This window comes from Streptomyces sp. NPDC001480, from assembly GCF_042894725.1.
Taxonomy (GTDB): Bacteria; Actinomycetota; Actinomycetes; order Streptomycetales; family Streptomycetaceae; genus Streptomyces.
In genome coordinates, this window is the sequence record NZ_JBIAVX010000003.1 from 81,967 (window position 1) to 96,929 (window position 14,963).

The window sequence follows — 14,963 nt, forward strand, 5'->3', positions numbered from 1 at the left end:
GGACCCGGCAAGAATCGCGTACCGAGGGTGAACCGTCAGCGAACCCGCGTCACTTCACTCCATCGTGGATTTTTCGCACGTGCGTACTAATCGTCCGGTGGTTATTCGACCACCAGGCCGTTCAGCACCACTCGTCGCGGTGACGCCAGTACCCGTACGTCCGCGCGCGGGTCCGCCTCGTACACCACCAGGTCCGCCGGTGCGCCTTCCTCCAGGCCGGGCCGGCCGAGCCACTTCCGCGCGCCCCAGCTCGTCGCGGAGAGGGCGTCGACCGGTGGGATGCCCGCGGTGACCAGTTCCGCGACCTCGCCCGCGACCAGGCCATGGGCGAGCGAGCCCCCGGCGTCCGTGCCGACGTACACCGGGATCCCGGCGTCGTAGGCGCCGCGCACGGTGTCGTAGCGGCGCTCGTGGAGGCGGCGCATGTGGGCGGACCAGCGCGGGTACTTCGACTCGCCGCCGTCGGCGAGCCGGGGGAAGGTGGCGATGTTGACGAGGGTGGGGACGATCGCGACGCCCCGGGAGGCGAAGAGGGGGATGAGGTCGTCCGTCAGACCGGTCGCGTGCTCGATGCAGTCGATGCCCGCCTCGACCAGGTCGCGCAGGGAGGACTCGGCGAAGCAGTGGGCGGTCACGCGGGCGCCCAGGCGGTGGGCCTCGGCGATGGCCGCCTCGACCGCCTCGCGCGGCCAGCAGGCGGACAGGTCGCCGAGGTCGCGGTCGATCCAGTCGCCGACCAGCTTGACCCAGCCGTCGCCGCGCCGGGCCTCCTGGGCGACGTACGCGACGAGGTCGCCCGGCTCGATCTCGTGGGCGTAGCCGCGGATGTAGCGGCGGGTGCGGGCGATGTGCCGGCCGGCCCGGATGATCTTCGGGAGGTCCTCGCGGTCGTCGGTCCAGCGGGTGTCGGAGGGCGAGCCCGCGTCGCGGATCAGCAGGGTGCCGGCCTCGCGGTCGGTCAGCGCCTGCTTCTCGGCCACGTCCTTGTCGACCGGGCCGTCCGCGCCCAGGCCGACATGGCAGTGGGCGTCGACCAGGCCGGGCAGCGCCCAGCCCTCGACGGTCGTCACCTCGCGGGCACCGGCGGGACGGTCGTACGAGATCCGGCCGCCGACCACCCACAGCTCGTCGCGGACCTCGTCCGCACCGACGAGGATCCGGCCCTTCACGTGCAGCACCGCGCGTTCGCTCATGCCCCGCACCTTAGTGAGCTACCGGGCGTCCTTGCCCACCTGGTCCGAGGTCTCCTCCTCCACCTCGGCCATCGCCGGGTCGAGGAGGCGGGAGAGGAAGTGGCGGGTGCGGTCGTGGCTCGGGTCTCCGATGACCTGGTCCGGGGTGCCGTCCTCGACGATCAGGCCGCCGTCCATGAAGACGACCCGGTCGGCGACCTCGCGGGCGAAGGTCATCTCGTGGGTGACGACGATCATGGTCATGCCCTCGCGCGCGAGCATCCGCATCACGGCCAGGACGTCACCCACCAGCTCCGGGTCGAGCGCCGAGGTCGGCTCGTCGAAGAGCATCACCTCGGGACCCATGGCCAGTGCCCGGGCGATGGCGACGCGCTGCTGCTGGCCGCCGGAGAGGGAGGCCGGGTAGGCGTCCGCCTTCTCCGACAGACCCACGCGCCGCAGGTTCTCGGCGGCCACCTCGGCGGCCGTCGCCTTGTCCCGCCTAAGCACCCGGCGCTGCGGGAGGGAGAGGTTCTCGGTGACCGTGAGGTGCGGGAAGAGGTTGAACTGCTGGAAGACCATGCCGATGCGGCGGCGGGCGGCGTCGATGTCCACGTCGGGGTCGGTCAGTTCGACGCCGCCGACGAAGACCCGGCCCTTGGTGGGTTCCTCCAGGAGGTTGACGCAGCGCAGCAGGGTCGACTTGCCGGAGCCGGAGGGGCCGATGACGCAGACCACCTCGCCCTGGCGGATCTCGAGGTCGATGCCGCGCAGCACGTCGTTGTCGCCGAAGGACTTGTGCAGGTCCTGGATGAGGACTTCGGGGGTGCTCACTTGACGGCCTCCTGGGCCTTGGCCTCCATGCGGCGGACGACGAAGCCGAGCGGGATCGTGACCAGCAGGTAGCACAGGCCCGCGACGAGGATCGGCGTGGAGTTGGCGGTCGTGCTGGCCAGGTCGCGGCCGAACTTGGACAGTTCGCGTTCCTCCAGGGTGACGCCGAGGAACAGCACCAGCGAGGAGTCCTTGAAGAGCAGGACGAGTTCGTTGGTGAGCGGCGGGAGGATGATCCGGAAGGCCTGCGGGACGATGATCGAGGCCATGGCCCGGGCGGGCGAGAAGCCCAGCGAACGGGCCGCCTCCATCTGCCCCTTGGGCACCGCCTGGATGCCGGCGCGGATCGTCTCGGCCATGTACGCGGCCGCCACCAGGCCGAGGGCGAGGGCCACCTTGCCGTAGGTGCCGCCGACGATCTCGGTGCCGGGGAAGGCCAGCGGCACGGCCACGCCGATGAAGATGAAGATCAGCAGGGCGGGCAGGCCGCGGAAGATCTCGATGTAGATGCCGGCGAGCCAGCGGTAGGGGCCCACGGACGACAGCCGCATCAGCGCGATGACCATGCCGAGCACCAGGCCGACGACGAAGCCGGACACGGTGTAGAGGACGGTGTTCTTCAGCGCCAGCGTGATGATGTCCGGGAACATCTGGCGGGCGATGTCTGCTTGCGCGAACTGGTTCTGGAGCTGTCCCCAGTCGGCCGTGACCGCGAAGGCGATCACGGCGGCGACGAAGACGGCGTACTGGACGCCGCGGGACAGCTTGCGCCTCTGGCGGCGGGTCAGGCCCTTCTTCCTCGGCTGGATGCCGCTGCGGGCCGTGTCGGCGGCGTCGCTCATGACGCGGAGGGGGAGGCCGCGGCGGCGTCGTAGGGGCCGATCCACTTCTCGTACAGCTTCTTGTACGTGCCGTCGGCCTTGGCGTCGGCGATCGCCTTGTTGATGGCGGCGAGGAGCTTGGTGTTGCCCTTCTTCACCGTGAAGCCGTACTGCTCACCGGTGTTGATGTTGTCGACCGTCTTGAAGGCGGCGGCGTTGGCCTTGTCCTTCAGCCAGCCCTGGACGACGGGGTAGTCGATGACGACGGCCTGGACCTGGCCGGTGCGCAGGCCGTTGAGGACCGCGTCGGAGGACTCGAAGGAGACGGGGTCGTAGCCCTGCTTCTTCGCGTAGTCCTCGCCGGTGGTCTGCGCCTGGGCGCCGAGCTTCCTGCCCTTGGCCTTGACGTCGGCGAGCGAGGTGATGCCGCTCTTCTTGTCGACGAGGACGGCCTGGGTGGCGTTGAAGTACGGGTCGGAGAAGTCGACGTGCTTCTTGCGCTCGGCGGTGATGGTCATGCCGGCCGCGGCGAGGTCGCACTGGCCGGAGTTGAGGAAGGCACCGGTCTTGAAGTTCTCGAAGGGCGTGTCGACGATGGCCTGCTTCACGCCGAGGTCCTTGGCGACCAGGTCGACGAGGGAGACGTCGAAGCCCTGGACCTTGCCGCCGATCTCCGACTGGAAGGGCGGGTACGGCAGGTGGGTGCAGGTGGTGAGCTTCCCCGCCTTGACGACCTTGACTCCGCCGGCGGCGGTCTTCGAGCCACCGCTGTTTCCGGTGGAGGTGCAGGCGGCCACGAGCACCAGCCCTGCGGTCGCGGTGGTGGCGGCCAGAACTCGGGTCCGGCGCCCGGAGAGGGTGGTCACGGGAGGCCTCCTGTGGGGGAACTGTGGGTTCCGATTATAAGGAAAGGTTTGAGTCTCTCAAATCATTCCGATGGTCATCGGGCGCTTCGACCTAAGAAGTCACCGGTCGAAGACGGCCGAACGCGGCCGGTTACGCTCGACTCCATCCGCTTCACCTGTTCCATCTGTTCCATCTGTTCCCCGTGAGCGAAGAGAGCACCGCCGTGACCCACGCCTTCCTCGATCTCCCCCCGCTGAGCGCCGCACGGTTCGCCTCGATCGAGGACCGGGTGGCCCGGCTGCTCGACACCCGGCAGGACGTCGTGATCACGCAGGGCGAGGCGCTGCTGCCGCTGGAGGGGGCGATCCGGGCGACCGCGGGGCCGGGCACGACCGCGCTGAACGTGATCACCGGCCCGTACGGACAGACGTTCGGGAACTGGCTGCGGGACTGCGGGGCCACGGTGCACGACCTGGCGGTGCCCTTCCACACGGCGGTCACGGCCGAGCGGATCCGGGAGGCCTTCGCCGAGCACCCGGAGATCGACTTCGTGTCGCTCGTGCACGCGGAGGCGGCGACCGGCAACACCAACCCGGTCGCGGAGATCGGCGAGGCCGTACGGGAGCAGGGCGCCCTCTTCTACCTGGACGCGGTCGCCTCCGTGGGCGCCGAGCCGGTGCTGCCGGACGCGTGGGGCGTGGACCTGTGCGTGATCGGGGCGCAGAAGGCGATGGGCGGTCCGGCGGGTGTGTCGGCGGTGTCGGTGAGCGAGCGGGCCTGGGCGCGGATGGCGGCGAACCCGCGGGCGCCGCGTCGTTCGTACCTGTCGCTGCTCGACTGGAAGGAGCGGTGGATCGACGGCGGCCGCAAGGCGCTGCTGCACGCTCCCGCCCAGCTGGAGATGCTCGCCCTGGAGGCCTGTCTGGAGCGGATCGAGACGGTCGGCCTGGAGGCCGTGATGGCCCGGCACCGGCGCGCCGCGCTGGCCACGCGGACCGGGGCGGTGGCTCTGGGCGGGGGTCTGGAGCCCTATGTGCACGAGGAGCGGGACGCGGCACCGGTCGCGACGACGCTGCGGGTGCCGTCGGGGGTGGTGGCGTCGGAGCTGGTGGCCCGGGCGCTGGCGAGCGACCCCGCGCTGCCGCTGGCCGCGGGCGGTGGCGCGCTGGCGGGGGAGATGATCCGGGTCAACCACTACGGGCCGGACGCGACGGTGGACGCGGTGCGGGCGTCCTTGGCAGCGGTGGGCGCCGCGTTGGCCGAGCAGGGGCTGGACGTGGACCCGCGGCGCGCACGCGAGGCCGTGGACTCCACCTGGCGGTAGCGAGTGTATTGCCGGGATGACCGGAGTATGAATTCACGGCGATTTGCTAATTCTTATTTCAGGGTAGCTTTCCCATGTGCTTCTGCCCGCTTTCCCGAGGCGTAAACGCAGGGATTTTCCGAGCGGGTTACATGGCTGTGACGCATTACACAAACCTTCCGTTTTGCACCTTTCATGGCGCACAAACCAGGACATATGGGCGCCTCGTCGCGCACCTGCCCGCGCTCGCGCGATAACACAGGACCCACACTGAAGTAACCCTGTTCGGCCATGCATTTTTGAATTTCCATCGGTAAATTCAATCCGCATGACTGCCGCACAAGCAGACCTGCTCATCGACCACCCGGTGGTGGCGGACGGAGCCGCGCTCTGGCGCATCGCCAAGGACTCCAAAACCCTCGACCTGAACTCGTCCTACAGCTACCTGCTGTGGTGCCGCGACTTCGCCGCCACCTCGGCGGTGGCGCGCGACACCGACGGGGCACCGGTCGGTTTCCTCACCGGGTACGTACGGCCGGAGCAGCCGCACACCCTGCTCGTCTGGCAGGTGGCGGTCGACGCGGCCCACCGGGGTCGCGGGATCGCGGCCGCGCTGCTCGACGGGCTGACCGCACGCCTCGGCGCCGAGCGCGGGATCACCTGCGTCGAGACCACGATCACCCCGGGCAACACCGCCTCGGAGCGCCTGTTCACCTCGTACGCCGACCGCCACGGCGCCGCGCTCTCCCGCGAGGTGCTCTTCGACACGGGACTGTTCCCGGACGGACCGCACGAGCCGGAAGTCCTGTACCGCATCGGTCCCCTCAGCTTCTGAACCCCCGCGCTGAACCCCACGCTGAAGAACCCCCCACGCACTCCCCTCCCCCCACGTAACGAGGAGCGATTCGTCGTGACCATCACCCAGCCCGACCTCAGCGTCTTCCAGACCGTGGAGTCCGAGGTGCGCAGCTACTGCCGCGGCTGGCCCACCGTCTTCGACCGCGCGCAGGGCAGCCGCATGTTCGACGAGGACGGCCATCAGTACCTCGACTTCTTCGCCGGCGCGGGCTCGCTGAACTACGGCCACAACAACCCCGTCCTGAAACGGGCGTTGATCGACTACCTCGAACGGGACGGCGTCACGCACGGCCTCGACATGTCGACCAGCGCCAAGCGTGCCTTCCTGGAGTCCTTCCAGAACCTGGTGCTGCGCCCGCGTGACCTGCCGTACAAGGTCATGTTCCCGGGCCCCACCGGCACCAACGCCGTGGAGTCCGCGCTGAAGCTGGCGCGGAAGGTGAAGGGCCGGGAAGCCATCGTGTCCTTCACCAACGCCTTCCACGGCATGTCCCTGGGCTCCCTCGCCGTCACCGGCAACGCCTTCAAGCGGGCCGGCGCGGGCATCCCGCTGGTGCACGGCACGCCGATGCCGTTCGACAACTACTTCGACGGCAAGGTCCAGGACTTCCTGTGGTTCGAGCGGCTGCTCGAGGACCAGGGATCCGGACTCAACAAGCCCGCCGCGGTGATCGTGGAGACGGTCCAGGGCGAGGGCGGCATCAACGTCGCGCGCCCGGAGTGGCTGCGGGCGCTCAAGGAGCTGTGCGAGCGGCAGGACATGCTGCTGATCGTCGACGACATCCAGATGGGCTGCGGCCGTACCGGTGCGTTCTTCTCCTTCGAGGAGGCCGGGATCGTGCCGGACATCGTCACCGTGTCCAAGTCCATCAGCGGCTACGGGCTGCCGATGTCGCTGTGCCTGTTCCGGCCGGAGCTGGACATCTGGGAGCCGGGCGAGCACAACGGCACCTTCCGTGGCAACAACCCGGCGTTCGTCACCGCCACCGCCGCCCTGGAGACGTACTGGACCGACGGGTCCGCCATGGAGAAGCAGACCCAGGCCCGCGGCGAGCAGGTCGAGCAGGCGCTGATCTCCATCACCGAGGAGAACCTCGCCGACGTCAAGGAGTACCGCGGCCGGGGTCTGGTCTGGGGCCTTGAGTTCCACGACAAGGACCGCGCCGGGCAGGTCGCGCGGCGCGCCTTCGAGCTGGGGCTGCTCATCGAGACCTCCGGCCCGGAGAGCGAGGTCGTCAAACTGCTGCCGGCCCTCACCATCACCCCGGACGAGCTGGACGAGGGCCTGCGCGTCCTCGCCCGTGCCGTCCGCGAGACCGCCTGACCCGGTCCGACGCGACCTGACCCGACCTGACAACGACCTGGCCACGACCTGGCAGAGGTCCAGCACAAGGAGGAAGTGCACCACCGTGATCGTCCGTTCGTTCAAGGAGATCGAAGGAACCGACCGGCATGTGAAGGCCGCGTCCGGCACCTGGGAGAGCAAGCGCATCGTGCTGGCCAAGGAGAGGGTCGGCTTCTCGCTGCACGAAACGATTCTGTACGCCGGTACGGAGACGTCGATGTGGTACGCCAACCACATCGAGGCCGTCGTCTGCGTCGAGGGCGAGGCCGAACTCTCCGACCACGAGACCGGGAAGACGTACACGATCACTCCCGGCACCATGTACCTCCTCGACGGGCACGAGCGGCACACGCTGCGCGTCAAGGAGGACTTCCGCTGCCTCTGCGTGTTCAACCCGCCCGTGACCGGACGGGAGGACCACGACGAGAACGGCGTCTACCCGCTGCTCACCGAGCCCGAGGAGGTGTGACAGACCATGACCACCACCACGACCACCACGCCCACCGTCACCGACCTCTACCCCAGCCGGGGCGCCACCGAGGTGTCGACCCCGCGCCAGGACCCGGTCCTCTGGGGCGCCCCCGGCACCCCCGGCCCGATCTCGACGACCGACCTCCAGTCGTTCGAGCGTGACGGCTTCCTTTCCGTCGACCAGCTGATCACCCCGGAAGAGGCCGCCGTCTACCGGCAGGAGCTGGACCGGCTGGTCAACTCCCCGGAGATCCGCGCCGACGAGCGGTCGATCGTGGAGCCGCAGTCCCAGGAGATCCGCTCCGTCTTCGAGGTGCACAGGATCAGCGAGCTGTTCGCTAACCTCGTGCGGGACGAGCGGGTCGTCGGCCGCGCGCGGCAGATCCTCGGCTCGGACGTCTACGTCCACCAGTCCCGGATCAACGTCAAGCCGGGCTTCGGTGCCAGTGGCTTCTACTGGCACTCGGACTTCGAGACCTGGCACGCCGAGGACGGCCTGCCCAACATGCGGACGGTGTCCGTCTCGATCGCGCTGACCGAGAACTACGACACCAACGGCGGGCTCATGATCATGCCGGGCTCGCACAGGACGTTCCTGGGCTGTGCCGGGGCCACGCCCAAGGACAACTACAAGAAGTCGCTCCAGATGCAGGACGCGGGCACCCCGTCCGACGAGGCGCTGACCAAGCTGGCCGGCGAGTACGGCATCAAGCTGTTCACCGGCCCGGCCGGATCGGCGACATGGTTCGACTGCAACTGCATGCACGGCTCCGGCGACAACATCACGCCGTTCCCGCGCAGCAACGTCTTCATCGTGTTCAACAGCGTGGAGAACACGGCGGTGGAACCCTTCGCGGCCCCGGTACGCCGCCCGGAGTTCATCGGCGCCAGGGACTTCACCCCGGTGAAGTAACCCCTGACCACCGGGCCGGAGCCTCCTCGTGTCGGACGGGAGGCCCCGGCCCGGTCGCGTCAAACGCCCCCCAGACCCGCGGCCGAACACCGCACGACCGGCCGGGGGCCCGGGGGTCGCCCCCCGGAAAACACAGCATCGGCGCCAGGGACTTCACCCCGGTGAAGTAACCCCTGACCACCGGGCCGGAGCCTCCTCGTGTCGGACGGGAGGCCCCGGCCCGGTCGCGTCAGGGCGTCAGGGCGTTCAGCAGGTGGTCCACTTCCGCGGGGGTGTTGTAGACGTGGAAGGACGCGCGCAGGTTGCCGGCGCGGTTGGAGACCTCGATGCCCGCGTGGCTCAGGTCCGGCTGGCGGTCGCCGAGGCCGGGGACCGAGACGATCGCGGAGCCGGGGGCGGGGACGGGCTCGTGGCCGAGGGACGCCAGGCCGGTCCGGAAGCGGTCGGCGAGCGCCAGGTCGTGTTCGCGGACGGCGGTCACGCCGAGCTCCTCGATCAGGTCGAGGGAGCGGCGCAGTCCCGCACAGGTGAACAGGGCGTGGGTGAGGTCGAACCGCCGCGCGGAGTGGGCGAGTTCGGACACCGGGCCGTAGCAGCTGTCCCACGGCCGCTCCCCCGCGACCCAGCCCGCGAGCACCGGCGTCAGCCCGCCGAAGTCCTCCGGGACCACGAGGAAGGCCGCGCCGTGCGGGCCGAGCAGCCACTTGAAGGACACGGAGGCGGAGAAGTCGTAGGCGTCGGCGTCCATCGGCAGCCAGCCGGCCGCCTGGGAGAAGTCGACGTAGGTCCGCGCGCCGTGGGCCCGGGCGGCCTCGCGCACAGCGGCCAGGTCGGCGATCCGCCCGTCGGCGGACTGGGCGGCGCTGACCGCGACGAGCGCGGTGTCCGGGCGGACCGACTCGGCGATCCGCTCCAGCGGGACCGTGCGGACCTTGAGGTCGCCACGGACGTGGAACGGGTTCAGCACCGAGGTGAAGTCGTCCTCGGCCGTGAGCACTTCGGCGCCCGCGGGCAGCGAGGCGGCGATCACACCGGAGTGTGCGGCGACGGAGGCGCCCACCGCCACCCGGTCGGCCGGGACGCCGGCGAGCCGGGCGTACCCGGCCCGGCAGGCCTCCACGTCCTCGTACAGCGGGCCCAGCGGCCGGCCCTCGGCCCGCGTCATCGCCGCCTCGTGCAGGGCGGCGACGGTGCGGGCCGGTAGCAGGCTGTTGCTCGCGGTGTTGAGATAGGTGCTCTTGGGGGCGAATTCGGCGCGGACGAGGCTCTCGAAGGTCTCGGAGGTCTCCATGGCTCCACTGTGCGGCCCGACGAAGTCCCCGTCCATTGCGAATTTTTGCGCAACTCCGCTAAGCGGCGCTTATACGTACGCCCTGACCTGCGGTTCTTCAGCCCTGCTGCGGCACCGCGCACCCGTCGGGACCGCACGCCTCGGCGTCACCCGAGTCGATGAGCCGCAGCGGCTGCCGCTCGCCCCACGCCTGGCTGAGCGCCTCGGTGAAGACCTCGGCGGGCTGCGCACCGGAGACGCCGTACTTGCGGTCGAGGACGAAGAACGGCACGCCGCTCGCGCCGAGCTGTTCCGCCTCACGCTCGTCGGCACGCACCTCGTCGGCGTACGCGCCCGGGTCGGCGAGCACCGTGCGGACGGCGTCGGCGTCCAGTCCGGCCTCGACGGCCAGCGCGACCAGCCGCTCGTCGCCCTCGGTGAAGAGCGACCGCTCCTCGGCGAAGTTCGCCCGGTACAGGATCTGGATCAGCTCGTCCTGCCTGCCCTGCTCCTTGGCGAAGTGCAGCAGGCGGTGCATGTCGAAGGTGTTGCCGTGGTCACGGCCCCGGGTGCGGTAGTCCAGCCCCTCGGCGGCGGCCTGCGCGCCCAGGTTGTCCTCGCCGGCCTCGGCCTGCGCCTCGCTCATGCCGTACTTCCGGGTGAGCATGGTGATCACGGGCTGGACGTCGCCCTTGGCGCGGTACGGGTCCAGCTCGAAGGAGCGGTGCACCACCTCGACCTGGTCGCGGTGCGGGAAGGCCGCGAGCGCCTTGTCGAAGCGGGCCTTGCCCACGTAGCACCAGGGACAGGCGATGTCCGTCCAGATCTCGACGCGCATGTTCACGGCTCTCCAGGTCGTACCGGTGCGGAGGCTCTCCCCGCCCGGGTACGTGAACGTTCAAGCAGCGTGTTTCATTCCCCGGGCCGCACCGCGTACCGCAGGAACAGGTGGTGGTCGCCCTCGGCGGGCGGGTTCTCCGGGTCCGGTACCCAGCCCTGGCGGGCGTAGAAGGCCTGGGCGCGGGCGTTGTCCACGTGGACGTCGAGGACCGCGCTCCGCCTGCCGTCGGCCTGCCACTGCTCGACGCAGGCTGAGTGCAGGGCCGCGCCGATGCCCGTGCGCCAGTGGCCGGGGTCGACGTGGAACTGGAACAGCTTGACGGTGTCGGCGGGTGTGTCCTCGGGGGTGCGGAAGGAGGCGATGCCCACCAGCCCGCCGTTCCGCACCGCGCACAGCACCTGCCCGTCGGGCCGCCCGATGGCCTCACGCCACCGGGCCGCCCAGTCGAAGCCGTCCTCCGGCAGGCCGTCCGGGTAGTACGTCGACCTGGCCCGCACGTGCAGCCCGGCGACGGCCTCGGCCTCCGCGGGCAGGGCGGTCCTGATCACCAGGGGGCCGGTGTTCCGATGCGCTTCGATCATGCAGCTCAGGACGTGCCCCGGGGCGACCGCGGTTCCGGGACCGCTCAGCTTCCGTCCCGCAGGTCGTCCGGCCAGCCGTCCCGGAACTCGATGTGGTCGTACGTCACCACGCAGCCCTCGCCCATCGGCGACTGGGTCATGAAGCCGATGAGCGCGGCGTCGGTCTCCTTCTCCTCGCCCAGCGTGAAGAACCGGACGAAGGTCCAGCGCTCGCCGTCCCGGGAGGCGTGGAAGGCGAAGGCCCGGCCGGTGCGGCTGATCCGCAGCCAGACGGAACTGCCGTCCACGGTGAAGGAGTTGGCGTCGTCGGAGTGCCCCCGGGTGACCACCGTGCAGACGGTGGGCACGTCCGGGGAGTACTCCAGGCACAGCTTGGCCCAGGCCCGCTCGCCGACGTGGACGTAGAGCACGCCCGCGTCGAAGGCGGCGGCGAACCCGACGGTGACCCGTGCGATCAGCTGGAAGTCGCCCTCGGGCGAGCCCAGCAGCCGGGGCGCGTCGGCGGCGGGCTCCAGCGCCTCCCCGGTGGGCGGCACGAACCGGTCCTGCCGGGGCCCGGCCCACCCGGTGAGCACACCGTCCTCGTAGGACCAGTTGCCGTCGGGGCCGTAGGTGCGCAGCGCGAAGGGGAGTTCGGGAAGTTCCACGTCCATGTCCGGTGCTACCGCTCCAGAGCGCCGTTGAACCGCCGGGGCAGTCCCAGCGGGTTGTCGTCCCGCAGTTCCTTCGGCAGCAGCGCCTCGGGTGCGTTCTGGTAGGTGACCGGCCGCAGCCACCGCTCGATCGCCGTGCCGCCCACGGAGGTCGAGGTGGAGGTGGTGGCCGGGTACGGCCCTCCGTGGTGCTGGGCGGGGGCGACCGCCACGCCCGTCGGCCAGCCGTTGACCAGCACGCGTCCCGCCAGCGGCGTCAGCTCGGCCAGGAGTTCCGCGCCGCGGCCCTCGCCCGCCGCCTCCTCCTCGGACAGGTGGACGGTCGCGGTGAGGTTGCCGGGCAGCCGGGACAGGACGGCCGTCGCCTCGCCCTCGTCGTCGTACCGGACGACCACCGTGACCGGCCCGAAACACTCTTCGAGGAGCAGGTCGTACGCGCCCGCCTCGGCCAGCTTGCTCGCCGGTACCGTCAGGAAGCCCGCGCTGACCGTGTGCTCGCCGCCCGCGCCGGGGGTCACGGGGGACTCCACGTCGGGGAGTCCGGCGCGCTCGGCGACGCCGGCGAGGAAGTTGTCCCGCATGCGGTGGTCGAGGAGGACGCCGGCGTCGGTGTCGCTGACGGCGTCGGTGAGCGACTTGAGCAGGCCGTCGCCCGCCGCGCCGGACGGCACCAGGACCAGGCCCGGCTTGACGCAGAACTGGCCGACCCCGAGGGTCATCGACCCGGCGAGACCGGCGCCGATGGCGTCCGCCCGCTCGGCGGCGGCGGCCTCGGTGACGACGACCGGGTTGAGCGAGCCCAGCTCACCGTGGAAGGGGATCGGGACCGGCCGGGCGGCCGCCGCGTCGAAGAGGGCGCGTCCGCCGCGGACGGAACCGGTGAAGCCGGCGGCGGCGACCAGCGGGTGCTTGATCAGCTCGACGCCCGCCTCGAAGCCGTGGACCAGGCCGACCACACCCTCGGGGATGCCGTGCTCGGCGGCGGCCCGGCGCAGCACCTTGGCGACCAGCTCGGACAGGGCCGGGTGGTCGGGGTGTGCCTTGACGACGACCGGGCAGCCGGCGGCCAGCGCGCTGGCGGTGTCGCCGCCGGCGACCGAGAAGGCGAAGGGGAAGTTCGACGCCGAGTAGACGGCGACGACGCCCAGGGGCACCTTGTAGCGGCGCAGGTCCGGGATCGGCGGGGTCGCGGTGTCGTCGGGGTGGTTGACGATGACGTCGAGGAAGGCGCCCTCGTCGACGACGTCCGCGAAGGCCCGCAGCTGGTAGCAGGTGCGGGCGAGTTCGCCGGTCAGCCGGACCGGGCCGAGCGCGGTCTCGGCGTCGGCGGTCTCGACCAGCCAGTCCTTGGCCGCCTGGAGGCCGTCGGCGGCGGCGCGCAGGAACGCGGAGCGGACCGTGCGGTCGGCGAGGGCGCCGCGCGCGGCCTGCGCCGCCTTCACCTCGGCGTCGACCTCTTCGGCTGTGGCCTCCACCGCAACCTGTTCACGCTGCTTCCCGGTGCGCGGGTCGACACTCCAGACTGGTGCTGCTGCCACCGCGGGTCCCTCCATGTAGTGCCGCAGTATGTACGCCATCGACCAGTGGCGTTCGATATACTGAACACCGTCTCTGATGATGAATATGCTGTTGGAGACTATATCTTCAGGTCCTCGTCGAACGAAGGGGTCAACGGCGATGTCGGCAGGCGAGACAAACGGCGGGGCGCAGGTCAAGTCCGCGGTACGGACCGTGGAACTGCTCGAGTACTTCGCCGGCCGGCCCGGTATGCACTCCCTCGCGGCGGTCCAGGAGGCCGTCGGGTATCCCAAGTCCAGCCTCTACATGCTGCTCCGCACGCTGGTGGAGCTGGGCTGGGTGGAGACGGACGCGACGGGCACGCGGTACGGCATCGGGGTGCGGGCGCTGCTCGTCGGTACGTCGTACATCGACGGCGACGAGGTGGTCGCGGCGGCCCGGCCGACGCTGGACCGGCTCTCCGACGACACCACGGAGACCATCCACCTGGCCCGGCTGGACGGCACGAACGTGGTGTACCTGGCCACCCGCCAGTCGCAGCACTATCTGCGCCCCTTCACCCGGGTCGGCCGCCGGCTGCCCGCGCACTCGACCTCGCTGGGCAAGGCGCTGCTGGCCACGCACACCGACGAGCAGGTGCGCAAGCTGCTGCCGGAGACGCTGCCGGCGCTGACCGAGCACACGATCACCGACCGGGAGAAGCTCATCGAGGAGCTGCGCCAGGTCCGGGAGCAGGGCTTCGCCGTCGACCGCGAGGAGAACACGCTGGGCCTGCGCTGCTTCGGCGTGGCGATCCCCTACCGCACCCCGGCCCGCGACGCGATCAGCTGCTCGGTGCCGGTGGCCCGGCTGACGCCCGCGCATGAACAGATGATCAAGGACGCCCTGTTCGACGCCCGTGACCGGCTGACCCTCGCCACCCGTAGGCTGTGAGCATGGAGGTCGTGCTCCGCGAGGTCCTCGACAGCGATCTGCCGGTGTTCTACCGGCAGATGAACGACCCCGAGGCGGTGTGGATGGCCGCCTTCACCCCCGAGAACCCGGCCGACCACGACTCCTTCGACGCCCACTGGGAGAAGTTCCGCTCCTCGGCCGACGGGATCGCGCGCACCGTCCTGGCGGACGGGGAGGTGGTGGGGAACGCGATGGTGTACGGGCAGCCGGGCGAGCGCGAGGTGGCGTACTGGATCGATCGCGCGTACTGGGGGCGCGGCCTGGCCACGGCCGCCCTGCGGGGACTGCTCGCCGAGGTGCCGGAACGCCCGCTGTACGCGCGTGCGGCGGCGGACAACGCCGGGTCGCTCAGGGTGCTGCGCAAGTGCGGGTTCCGGGAGAGCGTACGGGCCCGGGGATACGCGAACGCCCGCGGCGCGGAGATCGAGGAGGTCGTGCTGCTGCTCTCGTGAAGGCTTTCGCTCTCATGACGCCCGATGCTCACATGACGCCCGATGCTCACGAAAGCCCGGTGCTCATGAAAGCCCGATGAGAAACCCGGCGGAGCGGAACGATTGCCGCATCCCGCTCGTCCTCATGACGG

At 70.5% G+C, this 14,963-nt stretch carries 16 protein-coding genes; 7 read left to right on the top strand and 9 right to left on the bottom strand.

What is annotated here, in order from left to right:
• Window positions 1-101 precede the first annotated feature (101 nt).
• The 4 genes from ACFY01_RS07640 to ACFY01_RS07655 are packed head-to-tail and all read right to left on the bottom strand — an operon-like array spanning window position 102 to window position 3,693.
• Window positions 102-1,193: an amidohydrolase family protein gene (locus tag ACFY01_RS07640; RefSeq protein WP_390734758.1), complete on the bottom strand. Its 1,092-nt coding sequence runs from the start codon at window positions 1,191-1,193 to the stop codon at window positions 102-104.
• A gap of 18 nt (window positions 1,194-1,211) precedes the next feature.
• Window positions 1,212-2,006, bottom strand: coding sequence for an amino acid ABC transporter ATP-binding protein (locus ACFY01_RS07645; protein WP_390734759.1), 795 nt, complete (start codon window positions 2,004-2,006; stop codon window positions 1,212-1,214).
• Window positions 2,003-2,848 (bottom strand): amino acid ABC transporter permease, encoded by an 846-nt coding sequence (locus ACFY01_RS07650; RefSeq protein ID WP_390734760.1) that lies wholly within the window; start codon window positions 2,846-2,848, stop codon window positions 2,003-2,005. The genes ACFY01_RS07645 and ACFY01_RS07650 overlap by 4 nt, the downstream gene beginning before the upstream one ends.
• Complete coding sequence (locus ACFY01_RS07655) at window positions 2,845-3,693, bottom strand: transporter substrate-binding domain-containing protein (RefSeq protein ID WP_390734761.1); 849 nt, start codon at window positions 3,691-3,693, stop codon at window positions 2,845-2,847. The genes ACFY01_RS07650 and ACFY01_RS07655 overlap by 4 nt, the downstream gene beginning before the upstream one ends.
• Window positions 3,694-3,896: 203 nt before the next feature.
• Between ACFY01_RS07655 and ACFY01_RS07660 the strand changes: the two genes are divergently transcribed.
• The 5 genes from ACFY01_RS07660 (at window position 3,897) to thpD (ending at window position 8,563) form a co-directional block, all read left to right on the top strand.
• A complete protein-coding gene (locus ACFY01_RS07660) occupies window positions 3,897-4,997 on the top strand; it encodes a pyridoxal-phosphate-dependent aminotransferase family protein (RefSeq protein ID WP_390735267.1) in 1,101 nt (366 codons plus the stop codon).
• A gap of 307 nt (window positions 4,998-5,304) precedes the next feature.
• A complete protein-coding gene (ectA, locus tag ACFY01_RS07665) occupies window positions 5,305-5,811 on the top strand; it encodes a diaminobutyrate acetyltransferase (protein WP_390734762.1) in 507 nt (168 codons plus the stop codon).
• Window positions 5,812-5,886: 75 nt separating this feature from the next.
• On the top strand, window positions 5,887-7,158 hold the full coding sequence (gene ectB, locus ACFY01_RS07670) for a diaminobutyrate--2-oxoglutarate transaminase (protein WP_390734763.1): 1,272 nt from the start codon (window positions 5,887-5,889) through the stop codon (window positions 7,156-7,158).
• An 85-nt stretch (window positions 7,159-7,243) separates the two neighbouring features.
• A complete protein-coding gene (locus tag ACFY01_RS07675) occupies window positions 7,244-7,648 on the top strand; it encodes an ectoine synthase (protein ID WP_390734764.1) in 405 nt (134 codons plus the stop codon).
• A gap of 6 nt (window positions 7,649-7,654) precedes the next feature.
• Window positions 7,655-8,563, top strand: a complete 909-nt coding sequence (gene thpD / locus ACFY01_RS07680) for an ectoine hydroxylase (protein ID WP_390734765.1) — start codon at window positions 7,655-7,657, stop codon at window positions 8,561-8,563.
• A 229-nt stretch (window positions 8,564-8,792) separates the two neighbouring features.
• Here thpD and ACFY01_RS07685 read toward each other — a convergent pair whose 3' ends face one another.
• The 5 genes from ACFY01_RS07685 to ACFY01_RS07705 form a co-directional block, all read right to left on the bottom strand.
• A complete protein-coding gene (locus tag ACFY01_RS07685; protein ID WP_390734766.1) occupies window positions 8,793-9,854 on the bottom strand; it encodes an aminotransferase class V-fold PLP-dependent enzyme in 1,062 nt (353 codons plus the stop codon).
• Between the two features lie 97 nt (window positions 9,855-9,951).
• Window positions 9,952-10,671, bottom strand: coding sequence for a DsbA family oxidoreductase (locus ACFY01_RS07690; RefSeq protein ID WP_390734767.1), 720 nt, complete (start codon window positions 10,669-10,671; stop codon window positions 9,952-9,954).
• 74 nt (window positions 10,672-10,745) lie between these two features.
• Complete coding sequence (locus ACFY01_RS07695) at window positions 10,746-11,255, bottom strand: GNAT family N-acetyltransferase (protein ID WP_390734768.1); 510 nt, start codon at window positions 11,253-11,255, stop codon at window positions 10,746-10,748.
• A 44-nt stretch (window positions 11,256-11,299) separates the two neighbouring features.
• Window positions 11,300-11,908, bottom strand: a complete 609-nt coding sequence (locus ACFY01_RS07700) for a DUF1349 domain-containing protein (protein WP_390734769.1) — start codon at window positions 11,906-11,908, stop codon at window positions 11,300-11,302.
• A gap of 8 nt (window positions 11,909-11,916) precedes the next feature.
• Window positions 11,917-13,446 (bottom strand): aldehyde dehydrogenase (NADP(+)), encoded by a 1,530-nt coding sequence (locus tag ACFY01_RS07705; protein WP_390734770.1) that lies wholly within the window; start codon window positions 13,444-13,446, stop codon window positions 11,917-11,919.
• 139 nt (window positions 13,447-13,585) lie between these two features.
• Between ACFY01_RS07705 and ACFY01_RS07710 the strand changes: the two genes are divergently transcribed.
• Window positions 13,586-14,359, top strand: a complete 774-nt coding sequence (locus ACFY01_RS07710; protein WP_390734771.1) for an IclR family transcriptional regulator — start codon at window positions 13,586-13,588, stop codon at window positions 14,357-14,359.
• Window positions 14,360-14,361: 2 nt separating this feature from the next.
• A complete protein-coding gene (locus ACFY01_RS07715; protein ID WP_390734772.1) occupies window positions 14,362-14,832 on the top strand; it encodes a GNAT family N-acetyltransferase in 471 nt (156 codons plus the stop codon).
• Window positions 14,833-14,963: the final 131 nt, after the last annotated feature.

Bases quoted from the DNA above. Each gene is read 5' to 3' on its own strand.
- ACFY01_RS07715 (WP_390734772.1), top strand. From the start codon at position 14,362: ATGGAGGTCGTGCTCCGCGAGGTCCTCGACAGCGATCTGCCGGTGTTC.
- ACFY01_RS07690 (WP_390734767.1), bottom strand. From the start codon at position 10,671: ATGCGCGTCGAGATCTGGACGGACATCGCCTGTCCCTGGTGCTACGTG.
- ACFY01_RS07695 (WP_390734768.1), bottom strand. From the start codon at position 11,255: ATGATCGAAGCGCATCGGAACACCGGCCCCCTGGTGATCAGGACCGCC.
- ACFY01_RS07710 (WP_390734771.1), top strand. From the start codon at position 13,586: ATGTCGGCAGGCGAGACAAACGGCGGGGCGCAGGTCAAGTCCGCGGTA.
- ectA (WP_390734762.1), top strand. From the start codon at position 5,305: ATGACTGCCGCACAAGCAGACCTGCTCATCGACCACCCGGTGGTGGCG.
- ACFY01_RS07685 (WP_390734766.1), bottom strand. From the start codon at position 9,854: ATGGAGACCTCCGAGACCTTCGAGAGCCTCGTCCGCGCCGAATTCGCC.
- thpD (WP_390734765.1), top strand. From the start codon at position 7,655: ATGACCACCACCACGACCACCACGCCCACCGTCACCGACCTCTACCCC.
- ACFY01_RS07640 (WP_390734758.1), bottom strand. From the start codon at position 1,193: ATGAGCGAACGCGCGGTGCTGCACGTGAAGGGCCGGATCCTCGTCGGT.
- ACFY01_RS07650 (WP_390734760.1), bottom strand. From the start codon at position 2,848: ATGAGCGACGCCGCCGACACGGCCCGCAGCGGCATCCAGCCGAGGAAG.
- ACFY01_RS07700 (WP_390734769.1), bottom strand. From the start codon at position 11,908: ATGGACGTGGAACTTCCCGAACTCCCCTTCGCGCTGCGCACCTACGGC.